This window comes from Nostoc sp., assembly GCF_036917535.1.
Lineage (GTDB): Bacteria > Cyanobacteriota > Cyanobacteriia > Cyanobacteriales > Nostocaceae > Nostoc.
Genome location: NZ_JBALDA010000067.1, coordinates 83,054 through 103,723 on the forward strand (window position 1 = coordinate 83,054; position 20,670 = coordinate 103,723).

Annotated in this window: 17 protein-coding genes; 6 read left to right on the plus strand and 11 right to left on the minus strand. The window is 39.9% G+C overall.

The window, feature by feature from the left end:
- Positions 1-164 precede the first annotated feature (164 nt).
- Positions 165-3,683, plus strand: a complete 3,519-nt coding sequence (locus V7K56_RS22130; protein WP_334913617.1) for an NB-ARC domain-containing protein — start codon at positions 165-167, stop codon at positions 3,681-3,683.
- Between the two features lie 62 nt (positions 3,684-3,745).
- Here the strand turns inward: V7K56_RS22130 and V7K56_RS22135 are convergent, their stop codons facing one another.
- The 3 genes from V7K56_RS22135 to V7K56_RS22145 all read right to left on the minus strand — a co-directional run bounded on the left by V7K56_RS22135 (position 3,746) and on the right by V7K56_RS22145 (position 5,310).
- Positions 3,746-3,949 (minus strand): hypothetical protein, encoded by a 204-nt coding sequence (locus tag V7K56_RS22135; protein ID WP_289798204.1) that lies wholly within the window; start codon positions 3,947-3,949, stop codon positions 3,746-3,748.
- Between the two features lie 11 nt (positions 3,950-3,960).
- Positions 3,961-4,524 carry a peptide deformylase gene (gene def, locus V7K56_RS22140; RefSeq protein ID WP_334913619.1) on the minus strand — a complete coding sequence of 188 codons (564 nt, stop codon included), beginning with the start codon at positions 4,522-4,524 and terminating at the stop codon, positions 3,961-3,963.
- A 498-nt stretch (positions 4,525-5,022) separates the two neighbouring features.
- The gene (locus V7K56_RS22145; RefSeq protein ID WP_334913621.1) at positions 5,023-5,310 is read right to left on the minus strand and encodes a Mo-dependent nitrogenase C-terminal domain-containing protein; all 288 of its coding nucleotides are present in this window, start codon (positions 5,308-5,310) and stop codon (positions 5,023-5,025) included.
- A gap of 382 nt (positions 5,311-5,692) precedes the next feature.
- On the opposite strand from V7K56_RS22145, the gene V7K56_RS22150 reads away from it, so the two are divergent.
- From V7K56_RS22150 to V7K56_RS22160, 3 genes are all read left to right on the plus strand, one after another.
- Positions 5,693-6,595 carry a cell division protein FtsX gene (locus V7K56_RS22150; protein ID WP_334913623.1) on the plus strand — a complete coding sequence of 301 codons (903 nt, stop codon included), beginning with the start codon at positions 5,693-5,695 and terminating at the stop codon, positions 6,593-6,595.
- A gap of 291 nt (positions 6,596-6,886) precedes the next feature.
- Positions 6,887-7,696: a DUF3598 family protein gene (locus tag V7K56_RS22155; protein ID WP_334913625.1), complete on the plus strand. Its 810-nt coding sequence runs from the start codon at positions 6,887-6,889 to the stop codon at positions 7,694-7,696.
- A 72-nt stretch (positions 7,697-7,768) separates the two neighbouring features.
- Positions 7,769-9,286 (plus strand): BamA/TamA family outer membrane protein, encoded by a 1,518-nt coding sequence (locus V7K56_RS22160; RefSeq protein WP_334913627.1) that lies wholly within the window; start codon positions 7,769-7,771, stop codon positions 9,284-9,286.
- 123 nt (positions 9,287-9,409) lie between these two features.
- Here V7K56_RS22160 and V7K56_RS22165 read toward each other — a convergent pair whose 3' ends face one another.
- The 3 genes from V7K56_RS22165 to V7K56_RS22175 all read right to left on the minus strand — a co-directional run bounded on the left by V7K56_RS22165 (position 9,410) and on the right by V7K56_RS22175 (position 12,775).
- Entirely contained in the window at positions 9,410-10,096 is a 687-nt protein-coding gene (locus V7K56_RS22165; RefSeq protein WP_334913628.1) for a hypothetical protein, read from the minus strand.
- 385 nt (positions 10,097-10,481) lie between these two features.
- Entirely contained in the window at positions 10,482-10,979 is a 498-nt protein-coding gene (locus tag V7K56_RS22170) for an efflux RND transporter permease subunit (protein WP_334913630.1), read from the minus strand.
- Positions 10,980-11,323: 344 nt separating this feature from the next.
- Positions 11,324-12,775, minus strand: a complete 1,452-nt coding sequence (locus V7K56_RS22175) for an MFS transporter (RefSeq protein WP_334913632.1) — start codon at positions 12,773-12,775, stop codon at positions 11,324-11,326.
- 77 nt (positions 12,776-12,852) lie between these two features.
- On the opposite strand from V7K56_RS22175, the gene V7K56_RS22180 reads away from it, so the two are divergent.
- Together V7K56_RS22180 and V7K56_RS22185 are read left to right on the plus strand one after the other, a co-directional pair.
- Entirely contained in the window at positions 12,853-13,371 is a 519-nt protein-coding gene (locus tag V7K56_RS22180) for a phosphoribosyltransferase (RefSeq protein ID WP_334913634.1), read from the plus strand.
- A gap of 161 nt (positions 13,372-13,532) precedes the next feature.
- Positions 13,533-14,651, plus strand: a complete 1,119-nt coding sequence (locus tag V7K56_RS22185; protein WP_334913636.1) for a hypothetical protein — start codon at positions 13,533-13,535, stop codon at positions 14,649-14,651.
- A 72-nt stretch (positions 14,652-14,723) separates the two neighbouring features.
- On the opposite strand, the gene topA is transcribed toward V7K56_RS22185, so the two are convergent.
- From topA to V7K56_RS22210, 5 genes are all read right to left on the minus strand, one after another.
- Complete coding sequence (gene topA, locus V7K56_RS22190; protein ID WP_334913638.1) at positions 14,724-16,892, minus strand: type I DNA topoisomerase; 2,169 nt, start codon at positions 16,890-16,892, stop codon at positions 14,724-14,726.
- Positions 16,893-17,069: 177 nt separating this feature from the next.
- Entirely contained in the window at positions 17,070-17,294 is a 225-nt protein-coding gene (locus tag V7K56_RS22195) for a type II toxin-antitoxin system HicA family toxin (protein ID WP_334913640.1), read from the minus strand.
- A gap of 2 nt (positions 17,295-17,296) precedes the next feature.
- Positions 17,297-17,503, minus strand: coding sequence for a type II toxin-antitoxin system HicB family antitoxin (locus V7K56_RS22200; RefSeq protein WP_292857025.1), 207 nt, complete (start codon positions 17,501-17,503; stop codon positions 17,297-17,299).
- An 895-nt stretch (positions 17,504-18,398) separates the two neighbouring features.
- Complete coding sequence (locus V7K56_RS22205) at positions 18,399-19,268, minus strand: hypothetical protein (protein ID WP_334913642.1); 870 nt, start codon at positions 19,266-19,268, stop codon at positions 18,399-18,401.
- Between the two features lie 404 nt (positions 19,269-19,672).
- Positions 19,673-20,593, minus strand: coding sequence for a DUF928 domain-containing protein (locus V7K56_RS22210; protein ID WP_334913645.1), 921 nt, complete (start codon positions 20,591-20,593; stop codon positions 19,673-19,675).
- Between the last annotated feature and the right edge of the window lie 77 nt (positions 20,594-20,670).

A 20,670-nucleotide genomic window follows, 5' to 3' on the forward strand; every position in this document is an offset into this window, starting at 1 on the left:
ATCCGCGCGATCGCCCATCCCATCAGAGAAAAACGACAAAGCCCAAGAAAACATTCCCAGAGCAGCAAATGTTTACCCCGAAATATTGAGGGGATACTAGATTGGCAATAATGTTATCTCACATAGTGAGATAACATTTGTTTGTAATGTGTCTTTGTGTGAGTATGAGTGTCATTCCCGAAAATGTTCTTTTAGCTTTAGCCGAAAAACGGTGCTTGTCTAACAGCGAGATTGAAGTCTTTTTACATGCTGTTGAGGGACAATCGCCAAATGCGATCGCTAAAAAATTGGCAATCAGCGCCGAGGCAGTACGCAAAAGATTAAGCGAAGTTTACAAGAAATTTAATATTACTGGTAGCGGCCCAGGTAAGCTCACTAAGTTACAGCAAGTTATAGAATCTGAGTATCAAGCATCTTTGCTGAATATTACCCAAAACCGTCAAGATTGGGGTGAAGCGCCTGGTGTCTGCTTTTTTTGGGGAAGGATAGCAGAATTGTCTGGGCTAAGGCAGTGGCTGCTCGAGGATAAGTGCCAACTAGTGGCAATATTGGGAATGGGCGGAATCGGCAAAACTGCTTTATCTGTGAAACTGGCAAAGGAAGTTCAGGAGAATTTTGAGTATTTGATTTGGCGAAGTCTCCGGAATGCGCCACCTGTTGCAGAGATGTTAGCGAACCTGATCGGGTTTTTATCCAATCAGACACAAACAGATTTGCCAGAAACCGTAGATAATAGAGTAACGCTGCTGATTAATTATTTACGAGAGCGTCGTTGTCTTTTGATATTTGATAATACAGAGACAATTTTACAAGAAGGCGATCGCGCTGGACAATATAGACAAGAATATGAAGATTATGGTCAACTTCTTAGACGGGTAGGGGAAGAACCACATCAAAGCTGTTTGGTGTTGACATCTCGTGAAAAACCAAAAGAATTTGCGCCTTTAGAGGGAAAAGCATCACCAGTCAGAACATTCTCATTAGTTGGTTTAGGAGAAACAGAAGGGCAAGAAATTCTCCAAGATAAAGGGTTATTTGGCTCACAACCGGAATGGGTCAAACTTGTTGAAAAGTATTCAGGCAATCCTTTAGCATTAAAGCTCGTTTCTGAGCCAATTCGAGAGTTATTTGATGGTGATATCGCTGCTTTTCTGGCTGAAGGAGAGATAATTTTTGGTGACACCCGAAATTTACTAAACCAGCAATTTCAGCGGTTGTCAGAGATCGAAAAGGAAATAATTTATTGGCTAGCAATCAAGCGCAAGTTAGTTTCTCTCGACGAATTGCTAAATGATATTGTGCGAACCTTGCCCAAAAGGGAAATACTAGAAGCGCTAGAATCACTGCGACGGCGATCACTAATTGAACAAAGAACAGCACTTTTCACCCTCCAGTCTGTAGTGATGGAATACATGACTGACCAACTGATTGAACAGGTTTGTCACGAAATTACCACTCGTAATATTAGACTATTTATGAGCCATGCTTTAATGGAAGCTGCGGCCAAAGATTATATTAGAAATACTCAGATTACCCTAATTATTAAACCAATTATAGATAGGTTATCAACTATTTTTAGATATGCTAAAAATATTGAACATCATTTATATCAAATTTTATTGTCCCTACGACAGATTCCCCAAACAGCAGGATATGCAGGTGGAAATCTGTTAAATATTCTTTGTCAACTACAAATTGATTTTAGCGGCTATGACTTTTCTAATTTGAGTATTTGGCAAGCATATTTACAAAGTGTGAATTTGCATCGGGTAAATTTTGCCAATGCTGATTTAACTAAGTCTGTTTTTTGTGAAACATTAGTTAGTGTTTCGTCAGTAGCATTTAGCCCCAATGGAAAACTTTTGGCTACGGGTGATGCTGATGGCAAGACTTACTTGTGGCAAGTTGACGATGGAAAGCTACTTTTTAGCTGTATTGGACATAGCAGTTGGGTAAAATCAGTTGCCTTCAGTCCTGATGGTCAAACTTTAGCTAGTGGCAGTGACGATCAAACAGTGAAATTATGGGATGTTCGTGACGGTAAATGCCTGAAAACCTTGCAAGAACATAGCAATTGGGTAAGGTCAGTTGCCTTTAGTCCCGATGGTCAAACTTTAGCTAGTGGCAGTGAAGACCAAACAGTGAAGTTATGGAATGTCGACACCGGCAAATGTCTGATAACTTTGCAGGGGAATACCAATCGAATTATGTCAGTTGCCTTCAGTCCCGATGGTCAAACTTTAGCTAGTGGTAGTGAAAAGCAAACAGTGAAGTTATGGGATGTCCGCAATGGTAAATGCCTGAAAATCTTGCAGGGGCATAGCAGTTGGGTAAGGTCAGTTGCTTTTAGTCCCAATGGTCAAACTTTAGCTACTGGCAGTGATGACCAAACTGTGAAATTATGGGATGTTCGTGATGCTAAATGTCTGAAAACCTTGCAGGGACATATTAATCGGGTATGGTCGGTTGCTTTCAGTCCTGATGGTCAAACTTTAGCTAGCGGTGGTGATGACCAAACAGTGAAGTTATGGGAGATCAATAATGGTGAATGTTTGAAAACCTTCCAAGGGCATAGCAATCGGGTAAGGTCAGTTGCTTTCAGTCCCGATGGTCAAACTTTAGCTAGTGGTAGTGAAAACCAAACAGTTAAATTATGGAATGTCCAGGATGGTAAGTCCTTGACAAATTTGCAGGGGCATAGCAATCGGGTAAGGTCAGTTGCCTTCAGTCCCAATGGTCAAATTTTAGCTAGCGGCAGTGAAAAGCAAACAGTGAAATTATGGGATGTCCGTAACGATCAGTTTCTCAAAATTTTGGAGGGACATGTAAGTTGGGTACGTTCGATAGCCTTCAGTCCTGATGGTGAAATTTTAGCTAGCGGCAGTGAAAAGGGAAGAATTAAATTATGGGATGTTCACACGGGGCAATGTCTCAAAAAATTGCAGGAACATACCAATCGAATTAGGTCAGTTGCTTTTAGTCCTAATGGTGAAATTTTAGCTAGCGGCAGTGACGACCAAACCGTGAAATTATGGGATGTCTACACCGGAAAATGTCTCCAAACCTTGAAAGGGCATACCAGTTGGGTAAGATCGGTTACCCTTAGTCCCGATGGTCAAACTTTAGCTAGTGGCAGTGAAAACCAAAGAGTCAGGTTATGGAATATTTATACAGGAGAATGCATCCAAGTTTTGCAGGGACATAGCAATCGGCTCAGATCGGTTACTTTCAGTCCAGATGGTCAGACTTTAGCTAGTGGCAGTGATGACCAAACAGTAAAGTTATGGGATGTTTACATGGGCAAGTGCTTCACAACCTTGCAAGAACATACTAATCGAGTCTGGTCAGTTGCCTTTAGTCCCGATGGTCGAATTTTAGCTAGTGCCAGTGAAGACCAAACGATAAAATTATGGGATGTCTATAATGGCAAATGTCTTAAAACTTTGCAGGGGGCTAATTGGGTAAAGTCAGTTGCCTTTAGTCTTGATGGTCAAACCCTGATTAGTGGTAGCCAAGATGAGACAATTAAGCTTTGGGATGTATTCACAGGTGAGTGCTTAAGAACACTGCGATCGCCACGACCCTACGAAAAAATGAATATCACCGGGGTTACAGGATTAACCGCAGCGCAGTTAGTGACGCTAAAAGCTCTAGGGGCAGTGGAAGATTCAGAGCAAAGATAAAAGGTAAAAGAATGAATTTTGCCTTTTCCTTCATCCTTTTACCTTTTTTATGTACCTGATGCTTATTTCATGTTAGCCCTTGCGTCCTTCACTGCGGCAAAGAAAAATAATCCTGTGAGTGGAATGCTTAATACCAGGATAATTGCCGTAGCTGTGACACCAAAATCTGGTTGTCCGTAACCGAGTTCAAAAATTGAACCGACGGCGGCGATCGCACTTACACAAGAACCACCCAGAAATAAACTGCTTTTTGGAGTTAAATACACTACTGCCCCCCCTATGCTATTGGTTTCACCGTTTGATACGAGAAGCCATTCTTAGATAGCTCCTGGGCTAAAGTCAAGGAGTTTTCTACACGGTCTACAAATACCACGCCGTTAAGGTGATCCATCTCGTGCTGAATGCAGCGTCCCAAGAGGTCATTAGCCTTTAATGTCCGAGGACGACCGTATTCGTCTTTATAGGCAACTTCCACGACTTCGGGTCGCTTCACGTCTAGATATACGTTGGGAATGCTCAAGCATCCTTCTTGGGCAACAGAGATGTCGCGGCTGACTTGTTTAATAGTGGGGTTAATCAACACTAAAGGCTGATTAGCTGCGTTCTCTGGTTCCAGGTCGATGACAACTAATTGTTTGTGAATTCCCACTTGGGGTGCAGCCAAACCAATGCCATCTTTGCTGTACATAGTTTGCAGCATTTCGCGCACTATTTGGCGAAGTTCGTTATCAACTTTAGAAATCCGCTTTGCAGCTTGACGTAGCACGCGATCGCCTAAATAATGAAGCTCCAAAGGTGGATTTTTTAACTTTTTTTTCTCGACAGCAATTTCAGAAGGCATGAGTCTTGATGGCTAGATGGTGCAAATTCCTACTATTTCCATTGTATCAATCTCAGTTAGAGGATGTTTAAAAAGTCCTAGAGTATTACCAAAAACCCAGATGCCATTCCTCTGTTTGCTTGCCTAACAGCAGGCTGATGCCAAGGGAAAGAGGCTGTCAAACCCTTATTTTATCGTCAAGAAGCTTGCTACGGGGGGTTACGTCTTTGAGGTTGTATTGTTAGCAATAATACTTTTTAAACATTCTCTTAGACGTAGTATCAATCTTCAAAATAATTCTTGTGAAGTCATGTTGCAGCAGACTTGGAGTGATATTTATTAAGGCTGACATTATTAAACAGTACTTTTAAAGCTTCTGAGCCTCACCGAATGTGAAATCGATTATAAGTAGTTCGCCAGCCTATTTTGTATTCACATCTGATTGCAACTAGGATTTCTATACAATTTTTCTTGGTAAAAATATTTCTCCAATCTATTTTTATTAATAGAAACCTATGCTTAACAATATTTCCTGGCATCCTCACCACATTCATCGACTAAATATAATAAACACTTAAAACGAAGACTAACTAGCTGTTCGTAGAGAGGGTTCAATTTGCATAAAGGTGGAATCTGAAACAGAGTCCGACCGAGAACTGTAACAGTTCTTTCAAAAGGGCAATGGGAAGGAATTATTTTGCACAATAATCTGGCCAAATTAGAATTATGTATTTCTACGGACTCAAGCTGATAGCGAATCTGGTTTAATAAGGTATTGCCCAAATTGGCTTTATTTAAGAAACTCATAGTTCAACTTTCCTTTAATCAATCTGTTGCTCCTATAAAATTACTCCGAACTTAAAAGAAAAACATCGTATAAATACCAAACTATTTTCCCGCTTTTTTGAAGTCAAGTTTAAAGAACAGTAAAATTGCTGAGAAACTAGAAAAGCTAGGCAATTATTATCAATAACTGTTAAAAGCAATAGTGACTATATCTGTGGCAAACAGTACAAAAATCGGATAAATGGTCGAGACAGCAAGAGGACAAGGAAGGAAATAGCAATAGATAAAAGCTGATGTATTGGCAAACTTTGCACCATTGACTATAAATAGTGGTGTTATTGACGCAAAGACGCAAAAGTTGAACTTAGTGCCTTGGCGTTAAGTTCAAATTTTGAGGTGATGTGTGTTTAAATCTTTCACGAAACTTGACTATCTGCTAAAAGAAACTTTCCTCGGTTTATTGCGGGGAGGTTGGATGAATTGGGCAGCTGTAAGTACTGTAACAGTGTTATTGTTTTTATTTGGCTTGAGTTTGCAAACCTCTTGGCAAGTTGAAAAACTCCTTTATCAGTTTGGTAGCCAGCTAGAAGTATCAGTTTATCTCGAATCGGATACGCAAATTGAAAATATTGAGCCACTAATCGCTAAAATGCCAGAGGTGGCGGCGATAAAAACCATTACCAAAGAAGAAGCTTGGACTAAGTTAGTTAAGGAAATGAGAATTTCTGATATTGAGGGTGCTACCCAGCAGCTAGGTGAGAATCCTCTGGTTGATGAGATGAAGGTGAAAGCACGTAATTCTCAAGTTGTACCAACCTTAGCAACACAATTGGCTAAATTACGAGGAGTTGAGACGGTGCAGTATGTCGATGAAGCAGTTAAACGCATTGCCCAGTTGCATCGAGGTCTGAACTGGATTACTTTAACAATTACGATTATTTTGACTTTAACAGCGATCGCAGTGACTACTACCACAATTAGGCTGATTGTTATGGCGCGTCGCCAGGAAATTGAAATTATGCAGCTAGTGGGAGCAACTTCTGTTTGGATTTACCTGCCGTTTATTTTACAAGGAATTGCCTTTGGTTTGGTTGGTGGTGCGATCGCTTGGAGTTTCATTTCTGTGATTCAACAGTTTCTCGGTAAGTTGCTAGTCAATCAACCTGAGTTTATTCAAGTCATCACCAACAGAGTGCAACTCACCCCAGCAGAAATTTTATTATTGCCTCTGATTCTTTTGGGTTTCGGTGCAGCTGTAGGATTAATGGGGAGCTTATTTGCTGTCCGGCGTTTTGCTAAAGGATAGTCATTGGTCATTTGTCCTTTGAACTCGGAATTTCGACTTCTGAACTCGCAGTTTTGACCTCTGAACTTGGAATTTCGACCTCTGAACTTGGAATTTCGACCTCTGAACTTGGAATTTCGACTTCTGAACTCGGAATTTCGACTTCTGAACTCGGAATTTTGACCTCTGAACTCAGGACTTTCAAAATTTTCAAAGAATAACTGAAGTTTTACTTGAACGAATATGAAATGAAATCTATATATCAACTTAACAAGGCTAATTAAATGACCAATGACAAATGACAAAATCACTATGAAATCGCAATGGGAATGTTTTTTGCAGAATCTTGGTGTTTGGGAAGGTTCATTTACGAATTTTTCTCCCCAAGGAACACTTTTGAATGATACTCCTAGTCGTCTTTCCCTAGAAGGTTTGAACAATAGCCAGAAAGTGCGTCTAACTCTGAGCCGTTCGGGACAAGATATAATCAGAGAATTTAATTCTGTGGGAGGGGGTCTGCTGTTTTTTGAGAATGGTTCATTTTCTGAAGGTTTAATTCAGCTAGGGCCATTTTCCGAATTTGGTGGAGAACTCGCTTTAGTTCATGAAAATCGCCGCTTGCGTCTGGTACAACTGTTTGATAGTAGTGGTCAGCTAAAGGAATTAATTTTAATTCGAGAACATCTTGCTGGAACCCCAGCAGCAGAATGCCCAACTGTGCAAATAAATGATTTGTTGGGAGAATGGCAAGGTCAAGCAGTAACAATATATCCAGATTTGCGATCGCCTGATACTTACTCTACAATTTTCAAATTACAACTTGATGATGCTGGGCGATTAATTCAAAGTACCTCTTTTAGCGACCGCACAATTACCTCAACTGCTACTATCAAAGGTCCGATTGTTCTCTTTGACCAAGATCCCCAAAAGCAAGTGCAAGTATTATTTTTACCAAATGGCGCTTCTGCAACATCACCTCTTAAGGTGCAGTTACGCCAACCATTTTTTCTGGAAACGGGTTGGTTAATCCAGCCAAACCTGCGCCAACGGATGATTCGCAAATACAACGAGAAAGGCGAATGGGTTAGTTTGACATTAGTCACTGAGGAAAGAAAGCTTTGATATCATCTTTGCTTGATTACCTATCAAATATTTAACTGTTGCCAAAATGTGGATAATGACAAAGCTTTATTTATGTATATTCAAATAGCTGTAGTTGCGATCGCAGTCATCTTAATAGCTGGAGAAAATCTAGAGGCCGTTGCAGATGCACAATCTTCCACTGAAGATGGCCCTAGTAGTATTGTGGCAACATCGACATTAGAGATAGAGGGAGGGTATGCAAAATATGGTGATTATATCGGATTAACTCCAGTAGATAGCCAGTCTGTAGAGTTTTCCCAAATTTCCCAAAGAATTGTCAAAGATATCCAGATTCGTTTTGTTAATAATAAAGATCAATTACTCGATGAAAAAGGTCAGCCAATCAAAGGACGAACTAGAAAAGATTTCATTATTGGTCTGCTGAAACTTAAACCTGGTCAGGTATTCCGTGAAGATTTACTTGCAGCAGACTTGCAACGATTGCGGAGATTAGAATCATTTAACGAAGTCAATGTTTATCGACAAGAAGATGCCAATAGCGTTAATCTCATTTATCAAATTAAAGAGCGTAACTTTCCTTCTCTAATTTTTGGAGGCGGTAATAATGACGATGTTGGATTATACGGTCGAGTGGGTTATAAAGATGAAAATATCAGCGGTCTTAACGATAAATTAGATACGACTGTGCAAATCAGCGGTAAAGATGTCCAATTTAATGGTCAGTTCACTAGTCGTTATCGTCCTCAAGAACCAAACCGCTTAGGCTACAGCATCAGAGCTTTTCGTACTCGTAATACATCAGGAACTTTCAACGACGATATCAGATTGTCTGGCGGTGACAAAGTACGTGAAGGAAGGTTTGGCGGTTCTGTGGGAGTTTTAAAATCTTTTGATCAGTGGGATGCAGGTATAAGCTTGAATTATACCAGAATTAGCTTACGCGATCGCGAATATAACGTTGCACAGGTCGATAGATTAGGGAGTCCTTTATCTCTTAGCGGTACTGGCATTGATGACTTATATACAGTATTATTTTCTGTATCTAGAGATCAACGCGATCGCCGAGAAAATCCAACTCAAGGATCAATTTTCACTCTCAGCACAGAACAAGCAATTCCCATTGGACTAGGTAATATTTATAGCAACCGCCTACGGGGAAATTATATTCAGTATTTACCAGTCAGTTGGATAGGTAATGGTAGACCAACTGACAATCCAGAAATGTTGGCAATTAATTTACAAATTGGTACGATTCTGGGAGACTTTCCACCAGCTGATGCTTTTAATATTGGTGGAATAAATTCTGTCAGAGGTTACGGTTATGGAAAAGTCGCCAGTGGTCGAAGTTATGGTTTAGTTTCTGTGGAATATCGTTTCCCAATTTTTTACTCACTGGGAGGAGTTGTTTTTACTGACTTAGCCTCAGATTTCGGGTCTAGCGGAACCGTACTAGGAGAACCAGGAGTGCTACGAGATAAACCTGGAAGTGGCTTTGGTTACGGCTTAGGATTGCGCTTCAAGTCATCCTTTGGGCTGATTCGAGGTGACTTCGGAATTAGCGACCAAGGAGAACTTAGATTTGAAGTTACTACAGGTCAACGATTTTAACGGATGCCAAAAAAGCCTTAAAAAACTACTGAAGATTGCTTAAAAACACACTCAGGGCGATTTGATTCTCAAAAGCTGCTTGAGTGTGTCTAGTCCAAAAGGACATAATCAAGATATTGGAGATTACTTGCACATTTGTAACGTGCGGCGATCGCTAGCAGCGATCGAATTTAACCGATAAAAGTCTTGCAGAGCCAGGGAGTAAGCATAAGAATTTGACTCATCATCACTAACCTGGGGCAGTCTATTGCTCGTAGCTACCTGATTCGATTGTTCAGAACTGGCTTCATTTGACGAAGTATTAACCGTCATTGCCAACTCTCCTGATGGGTTGATTGTACCTTGAAAACAATTCAACTCTGATTGGGGCATATACAACGCACCCTTTACCTTATCCTGCTGTTTTTGAAATATGATATAACCTTGACCAAGCTGGTTTGGTTTTGGGGATTGACCATAGAGGTAAATCCCATCTTTTACAGGAAAATTTGCTTTTGGTAAAACTCTGGCGTTTTTTGTAGTTCCCTGATCGCCTGGAACCAATGCTGTAACTATAGGTGCTGTGTTTCCGCCTCCAGAAGCCGCATTAAGTTGACTTCTTTGCTCTCGAACTTTTCTAAGCTGCGACAAAAGAGAGTTTTCGGAGGTTTTGTGAATCTGAGCCGATGAGAATCGAGAATCTGTAAATGATGTTACTTGAGTCTGCTTGGATATAAGGCCCAAACCGAGAAGCAAGCCTAAGCCCGCGAAGCCGGCGAGGGGAATTCCCCACTTCCGGGGAGATAATAACTGATGAAGGTTGTTAAGCACCCTACTTCTCCTGTAAAAAACTAACTAATTTCTCTATAACTTACTTAAATCATAACCAAGTCTTAATTGTTAAAGACTTTATCCACGACTTATATTACTATTGTCCAAAAAAGAAAACTGTCAAAAACAAAAGTTTTTATCGAATTTGGTTCTACAATCTTAGATTACCATCAGTTAGAGTCTTTATGACCGAAGGCAGGAGACAGGGGGCAGGAGGCAGAAGGTAGAAGGCAGGAGTAACCCACGTTTAAAAGCGTGATATTAAAGTAAAAAGAATCTCCGTGCAAATTATTTTTGAGGTTGTGGCTGTGGCACTTGAGGTTGCTCACCAGTAACAGGCTATTGTAAAAAGTAACCAAGCGTTATTTGTTCGGTCGGGGGAGTGTTAAATTGACTGTTTGCGCCAACTGCGTTTTTTGAGCTTTGTTTGCCAAGACTCCATATAGATGTAGAAAACGGGTGTTAAATAAAGTGTGAGAAACTGCGAGAACACTAACCCCCCAACGACTGCTAAACCAAGGGGACGGCGTGTATCTGCTCCGGCTCCCAAACCAAGGGCAATGGGTAGCGTACCCATGAGTGCTGCCATTGTCGTCATTATAATTGGACGGAACCTCACCAAGCAGGCTTCATAGATAGCATCATAAGGGGTTTTGCCGTTTTGACGGGCAACGATCGCAAAATCAACCATCATGATCCCGTTTTTCTTTACAATACCAACCAGCAGGATAATGCCCACAAAGGCATAAATATTCAAGTCAACTTGAAACAGCAATAGGGTCAGTATTGCCCAAAATCCAGCAGAGGGTAAGCTAGAAAGGATTGTCAATGGATGAATGAAGTTCTCGTAGATCGCAGCAACAGCTTGTTGATGTTTTACCATCTCATCAAAAGATATATCTTATGATGCCTGAGTGGTTGCCGTAATTTGTCCGACATCTGCGTTGGGAACAAACCTTTAGGCACAATTATGAATAGATACACCGTTGCTACAAAAATCGCTCCTGAAATCACCATCGTTGTGCGGTGATACTTGAGTGATTTCTTCAAACTCCAATCGTATCCGCTCAATATCACATTAAAAATGTTTTCTGAAAAGTTGTAGAGACAACGGTTAAAGTTTTTGATTCAGGACTGGAGACTGGGAGTTAAGAATTTCTTCTACGCTCCCCTGCTCCCCTACTCCCCAGGTTACTGAGCGCAGTCGAAGTATGCTCCCCTGCTCTTTTAACTCTCCCTCTTTTGTTGCCGTTCTTTGAGTTTCAGCATAATTTCAGCGTGCATCTCGCGGGTAATTGGGTAAAAATACGTTAAAATTAAGCCAAAAATCAAACAAACTGTCGGTATGGGGCCAACAGCAACGCGAACAGCAAACAGTGCCGATTCCGGTTGCATCGGTAGTGGGCTTCCGGCTACAGATTCTTTGAAACCGGCTACTTGCAAAGCATTTCCTACCAAAAACAGCCCCAAAGCCAAACCAAATTTTTGCAGCAAAACCATGAACCCATAAAAAATGCCTTCTCTGCGTTGTCCAGTTTGGAGTTCATCTAATTCAATCACATCTGGAATCATCGACCAGGGAATTAGATAAGCTGTGGATACACCAATACCAGCCATGACAGCCATCACATACATCAAAACTATTTGACCAGGTTGTAAGAAAAATAGTCCGGCAGCTGCTATGAGCCACAAACTCATTCCCAGAAAATAAACAACTTTTTTCCCAATTTTTTTACTCAACGCTCCCCAGACAAATAGCATTAACAGAGCAGTTCCTTGGACTGCAATCATGACTGTGGGCACATCTGATTCTTTGAGTTTCATACAATCGACTACAAAATAAGGAATAATGCTGGCTGTTACTTGCACCCCTAGCCAAGAACAAAGATATATACCAATAACAAATAAAAAAGGTCGGTTACTAAAGACAATTTTTAGCTGTTCAAAGAAGGAAAGAGATGCAGGTTCTTCGGTTTGGCTGCGTTTAGCCTCAAAAGCTAAGATGCGATCGCGGACTCCAAAAACGCACCAATATAATCCTAAAATCGAAATTACAGTAGAAACTGCTGCTAAAACAAGATATTGTTGTTGGCGATCGGCAATCAGTGAAAAAACAATTTGCGTTAAAATCAACGATAAAATGCTGCCACCAATAGAAAATGTAAAGCGATAGCTGTTAAGGCTGGTGCGTTCGTCGTAATCTTGAGTCAGTTCTGGAGTCATAGCCGTATAAGGCAAATTTACAACCGTGTAAAACGCCTGAGATATCACCCCAATGACTACGTAATACCAAAATAATGGCCAAATATTATCACTTTGATTTGCACTAAATTGCGGTACAATCCACTGCAAGAAAAAGAAAATTCCAAAAGGGATTGCTCCATAAAACATCCAAGGAAGACGACGCCCCCAACGACGAGATTTCGTTTTATCAGTCAGGAACCCGACAAACGGATCGTTTATGCCATCCCAGATTTTGCCAATCATCAAAATACTGCCAGCTAAACCCGCAGGGATACCAGCAACATTCGTGAAGAAAACCAGCAGAAAAAAGACGGAGATATTTGCGGTGATTGCTGGCCCTAAATCTCCTGCACCGTAAGCCAGCTTTGTTTTTAAGTTGAGTTTTTCACTGAGAATATCTCGTTTGGCACCGCCATCAGCGGCAGAATCTTTCATAATAACTTGCGCTCATACTAAAATAAAAAGTTTGCGATCGCCTTCAATACTAGCCATCTACGACTCCCGTTAGACTTATGCCAGACCTTTATGTTTCTTGGTCAGATTATCACCAAAAAATTGAACAACTGGCTATTCAGATTTATGAATCCGGTTGGGAATTCAACCAGATTATCTGTCTTGCCAGAGGAGGACTACGAGTTGGAGATATTCTTTCCCGTATATACCAGCAGCCACTGGCAATTTTAGCAACTTCATCATACAGTGGCACTGGTAAGCAAGAAAGAAGTAATTTAATTTTCTCCCAGCACTTGACAATGACCACAGAAAAATTAGGTTCACGCATTCTCCTAGTGGATGACTTAGTAGACTCTGGGATAACACTGAAACAAACTATACCCTGGCTCAAGCAAAATAATGATTCCTCAATTGAGGAAATTCGCACCGCTGTTCTTTGGTATAAAGCCTGTTCAGTTCTAAAACCCGATTATTATGTCAATTATTTGGCTGATAACCCCTGGATTCACCAACCCTTTGAACACTACGAAAATCTAAACCCCGCAGAACTTGCTACTAAGTCCATTACGTGTTTATAAATACTTAGTACCGCTACGTAAAATTTTAAATTAAGAATTCAAAATGGTTATGGAGTATGCTTTTTCGGCTCACCTGCTTTGTTACTATATCTTGCAAAAATTGGCACATTTTATCATAAGTATGTATGGTGTTATTTACCTGACCCATTGTTCAAGAAAGAATGACAAACGATATTTCGCACAAACGAAACCTTCACCGATTTGATCCTGTTGCGTATCTAGTAATTGAAAAATTTCGTCTTTCTCCTCTAACTTTCGGGTTGTTGGCAGCAATTACTGCTACTGTAGTTTATTTGTTTACTGCATGGATAAGTAATACATTATGGTCTAAGCACGAGCAAATGGGGTTGCTTCAAGACTGGATTCCCTGGCTAGTAGGACTTTTCATCAATCCAATAACATTGGGATATTACTTGTGGAGTTTTCAAGCGATCAATAAAGTAATTCAAGAGCTTGAAAAATCTGACGTATTAGAAATTGACTTTTTTCAGATTGATCAATTTGTTCTTAACCTCTATTCTCAAAAATGGCGCAAACTCTCTGCACTTGCCAGCGCTCTCTTTTTCAGCACTATTGTCTTTATAACCCGACCTAGATTAGAAGAAAGTTGGACTAGCTCTAGTCTTCTGCCAAGATTGATTATTACGATTGCCGCATTTGCAGTCGTATATATGGGTAGTATACTTGTTCTCAATCTGATTACAAATATTTGGATTTTCTATCGAATTTTAGGAAACAGGGATCTCGATATTAATCCTCTTCATCCCGATCGCTGTGGCGGTCTTCGATGTCTTAGTGATTATTCGCTTAAAACTGCCTATCTAGTTGGTGTTTTGGGTATCTTGATTGGCGTGATTGAGTATCAGGCGATTACACAAGATGTCGGAAAAGGATTCTGGTTCGTTCATCTAGTAATTCCATTGTATATTTTTATATCAATGGGATGTTTTTTTGGGCCATTGCTAGCAGCAAATAACGGTATGAAAAGAGCTAAAGAAAAGTCTTTAGATAAAATTGCTCGGCAGTTCCGAGCAGATTATTCAGGGATTTATACTAGTCTGGCTGAAGACACAGAAGCTTTCAAGAAAAAATCTGAAAAAATTCAGCAGCTACGTACTTTATACACTTTGACCGATGAGTTGCCCGTTTGGCCCTTCGATGTCAAAACTTTCCGCCGATATCTCCTAACTGTTCCTACTCCTCTTATTGGTATCCTAAGTGGTGTGTTTAAAAAATTGTTGATAAATCTACTCAACCAACAGGGTATCAAACTTGGCTAGTTAAAGGCGTTATCAGGTAAAACTCCAATTTCTTTGTCTAGAGGTGAGATGAGCTAGGGTTGGATAACTTAGTTAAGTTTTTGATATTTCCCCAAACTTAGGACTCCACCACCCTTTTTGCGTACTAAAATAAGCCACATCTTTATGTTTAGTATCCTTACGCGATTGTAAGTCAGAACATCGCAACATGGTCTTACTCTGCCCCTCTTTGATATAACTGTACTCTTCCAAAGGTTTCTTACATACCGGGCAGGGATATTCCGTCATTTTCACGGGAGGCTTTTGTTGATTCTCAGCCTGGACTGCTTTAGTTTGTGGTGGCTGCCAACTTTTGTTAAAATCGCTCCAAAATAGCACTACATCACAGCCTTTTGTGCATTTGAGGAAATATTTCTTTTTGACCTTACTACTCGGAATTTTAGCGAGAAAATTTTTGCACTCAGGGCATCGTGTCTTGGAAGTTTCATATTTGCGCTCGCTGCTTATCGCATTAGCTTTACCTGTTGGAGTACTCGCAACTACAGTTTTAGCTTTGGAAAGTGCTGGTAGAAAGTAATTTTGATTCCAACTAGTTAAATAATGCTGCCAAGAGTTTTTTCCTTCGGAAATGGCATCAAGGGCATCTTCCATTTTCGCTGTGAATTCCGCCTCTAGTAAATCAGGCAGTGCTTTGAGCAAAAATGCATCAACTTCTAACCCTAACGCTGTCGGTTGCAGATGGTCTTTTTTCAACTCGACATAATTTCGTTTTTTTAAAGTAGCAACAGTAGGAGCATAAGTACTTGGGCGACCAATTCCTTTACGTTCCATCAGTTGCACTAATTTGGGTTCGCTATAACGCGGCGGTGGCTGGGTCTGCTTCTTTTCATGTCCAGCATTCTCCAGTTTCAATGCTTGTCCTTGTTGTAATGAAGGTAAAACACTATCCTTACTGAGATTGTTCCAGTAACGGGCATAACCGTAAAATTCAATTACTTGCCCTCTGGCTGACCATAGTAGAGAACCAGACTGAGTAATCACCAAAGTTTTACGCAATTGAGCAGCACGACACTGAGAAGCAATTGATCGTTTCCAGATCATCACATACAGATTAAACTGATCATCAGGAAGTTCAGAGCGCAATTGAACTGAAGGGCGAAACACATCCGTGGGACGAATCGCTTCATGTGCTTCTTGAGCCGATTTGCTACTGCGATGCTTGGCGACTTGCGGCGGTACATTCGGCGGATCATTTTGCTCTAACCATTTACGGGCGCTGGCACAAAATTCTGGACTCAGCATTACTGAGTCTGTTCGCATATATGTTATTAACCCTGCTTCATACAGTTTTTGGGCAACAACCATAGTTTTATCAGGAGCAAACCTCAACTTTGAACCAGCTGCTTGCTGGAGGCTGGAAGTTGTAAATGGTGGAGGTGGCTGGCGGTTAACGATTTTTCCTTCAAAATGAATCACCTGATGAGGATGTCGTTGTGCTTCTTCAACTAAACGTGTAGCCTCTGCTTCAGAAAGAACACGCTTAGATTCCGGTGTTTCTGGACTATTACCTACCTTCGCATCATCATGAGTTTCAGTTTCTTGTTCTGCTGTATCTTTTGCAGAATCGACCGTACCTTTGTAAAAAGCCCGGAATCCTTCTGCATAATCTACCCAGACACTCCAGTAATCTTGGGGGACAAAAGTCAGAATTTCGTTTTCTCGCTGACAAATCAGGTGCAAAGTCGCGCTTTGGACTCTGCCAACACTCTTAGCGCCGTTATTCAATGCCCAAACTAAAGGACTACCTTTATAACCTACCAACTTATCTAAGCAATCTCGGCACAACCCAGCACCGATTAAATTTTGGTTTAGCTTTCTGGGATTTGCGATCGCACTCTGTACCGCCGATGCTGTAATCTCAGTATAAATTACTCGTTTCGGTTCCCTTAAACCCAGCGTTTCTTTGAGATGCCAAGCGATTGTCTCGCCTTCCCGGTCTGGGTCAGTTGCTAAGACAACTTCATCAACCTGCCTCACCGCAGACTTGAGCTTCTGGATTGTTTCTTTCGCTCGTTGGTCACGCGGGATGTAATTGCACCGAACATTACTACCATCCATGACAAAGCCCAAGGAATCGTCCCCTTCATTGCTGAGTTCTCGGATATGACCACAACTTGCGAGAACTTTCCAATCTGAACCCAGAATTTGACTGAGTTTTTTAACTTTTCCGGGAGACTCGACTACAAGCAGGCGTTTGATCATAGCAACTGCATTCTTGATTCTGAGCAATAAACTGGCAATTGCTTTTGAGCGATGGCTGCGCCAACGCCAAAGGCGATCGCTTATTCTCGTGATATGGATTTTCTAGAATACTGTACCAAAAAGCTTGGGAAATTGCTTAATTTAAAGGTAAATCATCTCAACACAATGACCACGCCATTAGATGGCGGCAATGAATTCATTAACTGTAAGTCCAGCAGTACGGATGAGACTACGTAATGTTCCTTTTGCCACCTCACGATGATCTGGTACAGATAAGGTTACTGTTTCGCCTTTCTTAACCAGGATAATGTGACTAGCACTTTGACGTGCAAACTCCCAACCGAACGATTCAAACACACGGACAACTTCACGCCCACTGAGAACCGGAAGGGCAGATGCCATGATTAAGCTGTAACCTCTACTTGATGAGTCTCCACAGTGAGCGGTAAACCAAGTTCAGCACGAACTTGAAGACAAGCTGCGATCGCGTCTTTGATATTTTCCAGGGCTTCTTCTCTTGACTGACCTTGACTAACACAACCAGGTATACTGGGGCACTCGACAATCCAAACCCCATCTTCATCACGATCAAGTATTACATTGAACTTCATACACTGTTTTTAGCAAAATAGTTGTAGTTATTTATTATTGTAACCTGCAAACATTTAACCAAAAAATTAGCCAACCCGTCATACCTTGTTGGCAAAATAGAAGGTGCTCGTACTATAACTTGTTCTAGCAATATAAAAAACTTTGGACAATCTTTTCGGCGGATTCTCCATTTAAGAAAGCTTAAGCTTTTATAGCAGCCTAATCAATAGTTGTGTGAAAGCAGTTGTCTTTTATCTTAAACAATACAATTTAAACTTAATTTTTCATTACAGTCTCTCTACATCTGTGTCAAATACTTATAACTTATGATTTACTATGTAGTAATATACTAATTAGTAATGAAAATAGAATAGTAATAATAGAACATATTAGATGCCATAAAGCTATTCTGAAAAGCATCAACTTTATTGATGTAATTTCTGAGTTAATAATTATTTGGTTTGCTATATCTAAATCTTCTTTTCTATATGGTGTTTGTACTTGATTATCAAAATATAACCTATTCATTGAGTTTAGCAAAGTATCAGGTTGATATTTCTTAAGATCGTTGAAAAAATAAAAATTATCAGTATCTTTTAGTATAAATTTAGATTTTTTAGATGGTTTTGATTTTAACCAAACAAAATGCTCAATATCAATTTTAGGAAGAAAAGATAAAAAACAAATTAATAAGCTAATAAATAATAGAGACACTACAATTATTAATCCTATGTAAATTGACATTGATATATTTGCAGTAGTTTTAATATATGTACTAACAATAGTAATTATAATACCAGATAAACTAAGAAGAATTACATTTTTAGCTTCTGCAAATTTTAGCCAATTATTTACTAGTTCAAAAATTTAAATAAGCTTTGATGTAAACATAAAGATTTATCCGAAAAAATAAGCCTAATTTTCAGTGTCTAGCTTTACTAAATTTGAGCAAAAAGACTTACCATGTCTTTCACACCAATTACTACCAAGACTGTAAGCATTATCAAAGTCAAATCTACTGTCTTTAGATACATCTTCCTTTTTCCAAAGCTCCACCTTAACACCATTTGGACATCCACAAGAATATATAGCCTGCTCATCTTTGAGATTATAGAAAAATCTATCTGATACCCAAAGCCTATTATTTGTAGATAAACTAGCTAGTTTTGCTGCCATATTTATGGGTTTTCCAGCCCAGACCTCATTCTGCCTATCTGTCCTATTTTGATAACTCTTCAAACCAAATCTACGAACTAAGACAGTTTTCTGATCAATTCCAAAATGACCGCCAACATTCTGTTCAGTTAGTTTTTGAACTTTAGGCGTAAAATGTTCATAAACAAATGTTTTAAATGATACAGTTGCAGCAAGTGCTGTATAAGATTGGCTCTTGTTGAATAGGCTAAAAACTCCGTCTCCTTTAATATCAATATATGCAGCTCCAAATTGATGAAAAATTCTGATAGCTGTTTCTGTGAAAAATCGATACGCTTTTGCTGTTGTTTTGTCATGTAGTCCGACACTAAGTTTTGTAGATCCTTCCATATCTACAAAGCAGCAGATGACATCTGGAATCTTTAACCAAGTTGTAGGATTCTGAATCGGTATTTGAGGTGTGTCTGGAATCTGATTTTGGTTAGTAATAGATACTGATTGATTAAAATATCCTAATTCTGTTTCAATTATTTGCTCAATAGCAAGCGGCAACTTCCCTTCTGTCCTAGAATCTTCTCTAAGAAAGAGAGCATTTTTTGGATTATCAAATACACTGTCAAATAAGCTCATAAAATACTCAAAAAGTCGCAATTGTCTGTCTCACAAGGTTGTCTACCTGTGAAATGCAAGTTAAAGTTCTGTATAAATTAGCATTGCTATGGAAGATTTGCCTTGGTGTAATAATACATCTGTAGTGTGGATTACCGAACTTAAAGAGATAGTTACACAAAATGTAGCGTTTGATTTGACTTTGCACTTCCTGTTTCTCTACCAGGTTGACTTACAGCAGTAATTAGCGAGAACTAATACTATCCGCGCCAAGCGATTTTCATGGAGATGGTTTGCGATGTCTACGACGGGCTACGCCTACGCATTATAAAGTTAAGTTAATCTGCTGGCTAGCATTGTTACTGGGCATGAAGAGTAAAAAACCCGGCTTCTCATCAAAACCGGGTTTTTAAGTAATTGTTAATTTATTTCTGAGCAGTACAACAGGGCAATAAAGGCTTGTTTACAATTTCTTTTATCCCTACTGAATTCAACAAATCTTCCCAATATTTCTCAACTTCAGGATCGTTAGGACGCTGGCGGCGTAAATTAGCTAAAGTTCTTAGAGAATCCTCCCAAAATCCGGCGGTTGCAAATAAAACTGCCCGATCTAAGTCTGTGTTTGGTTGATTTAACTCAAGAGACAAGTTTTCATCTTGCGATCGCACAATTGTACCTTCTACATAAGAGTCTTTATCGCGATTATTAGGATCGCAAATCATCGAAAAAGTCCAATTATATTCTTTACCGATTTGTAAAGATGGCTGACCGACAGGTACATTTACGCTAACAATACCATTTTGCCCAACAGGCTTGAAAGTTCCTTTATACAATGGGTCAATGCTATCACCATCCCGCAAAACAAATTCTAGTGCTTGCACTGTTGTAGAGGTTTGAGGAATGTAGAAAAAGAATGTGGGATACTCTGCTGTGGTTCGTTGAGCTTCCTTATCTGTTGGTGTCAGGGGAATAAGGTATTGTCCAGTTTGAAAACAACTTCCCCGCGTTCCTGCTGACTTCACTCTACCAGGTCTACCTGGGACAAAGGCGATACGATTTCTACTGCTACCGCGTTGAATATAACCAGTAACATTTCTAATTGCAACAGTAGCATACCTATCTCCAGGACGTAGCCGCTCTGCTTGCTGAAAATTCAATAAAGCTTTTCTATAGTTTCTCCGTTTGGTTTCATTATAACCAAATTGCATATATTGGGTGTAAGCAGATTTTGCTTGTGCCAGTTGGTAAACTGACTCTATTGCCAAAACCTGAGTAATGCTTACAGGCTCGAAGGGCAGAAATGCCAAAGCAGCAAGCAGATAACTTGCCCAAAATCTATATTTCATGATGTTTATGTTTACTTGTAGTACATTGTTTGGGTATATATAATACAATAGTTTAAGCTTTATAGTGACAAGACTTT

Coding starts and splice junctions, on each gene's coding strand:
- V7K56_RS22180 (WP_334913634.1), top strand. CDS start 12,853: ATGCCAGACCTTTATGTTTCTTGGTCAGATTATCACCAAAAAATTGAA.
- V7K56_RS22175 (WP_334913632.1), bottom strand. CDS start 12,775: ATGAAAGATTCTGCCGCTGATGGCGGTGCCAAACGAGATATTCTCAGT.
- V7K56_RS22205 (WP_334913642.1), bottom strand. CDS start 19,268: ATGAGCTTATTTGACAGTGTATTTGATAATCCAAAAAATGCTCTCTTT.
- V7K56_RS22195 (WP_334913640.1), bottom strand. CDS start 17,294: ATGGCATCTGCCCTTCCGGTTCTCAGTGGGCGTGAAGTTGTCCGTGTG.
- V7K56_RS22130 (WP_334913617.1), top strand. CDS start 165: ATGAGTGTCATTCCCGAAAATGTTCTTTTAGCTTTAGCCGAAAAACGG.
- def (WP_334913619.1), bottom strand. CDS start 4,524: ATGCCTTCTGAAATTGCTGTCGAGAAAAAAAAGTTAAAAAATCCACCT.
- V7K56_RS22145 (WP_334913621.1), bottom strand. CDS start 5,310: ATGAGTTTCTTAAATAAAGCCAATTTGGGCAATACCTTATTAAACCAG.
- V7K56_RS22200 (WP_292857025.1), bottom strand. CDS start 17,503: ATGAAGTTCAATGTAATACTTGATCGTGATGAAGATGGGGTTTGGATT.
- V7K56_RS22155 (WP_334913625.1), top strand. CDS start 6,887: ATGAAATCGCAATGGGAATGTTTTTTGCAGAATCTTGGTGTTTGGGAA.
- topA (WP_334913638.1), bottom strand. CDS start 16,892: ATGATCAAACGCCTGCTTGTAGTCGAGTCTCCCGGAAAAGTTAAAAAA.
- V7K56_RS22160 (WP_334913627.1), top strand. CDS start 7,769: ATGTATATTCAAATAGCTGTAGTTGCGATCGCAGTCATCTTAATAGCT.
- V7K56_RS22170 (WP_334913630.1), bottom strand. CDS start 10,979: ATGGTAAAACATCAACAAGCTGTTGCTGCGATCTACGAGAACTTCATT.
- V7K56_RS22185 (WP_334913636.1), top strand. CDS start 13,533: ATGACAAACGATATTTCGCACAAACGAAACCTTCACCGATTTGATCCT.
- V7K56_RS22210 (WP_334913645.1), bottom strand. CDS start 20,593: ATGAAATATAGATTTTGGGCAAGTTATCTGCTTGCTGCTTTGGCATTT.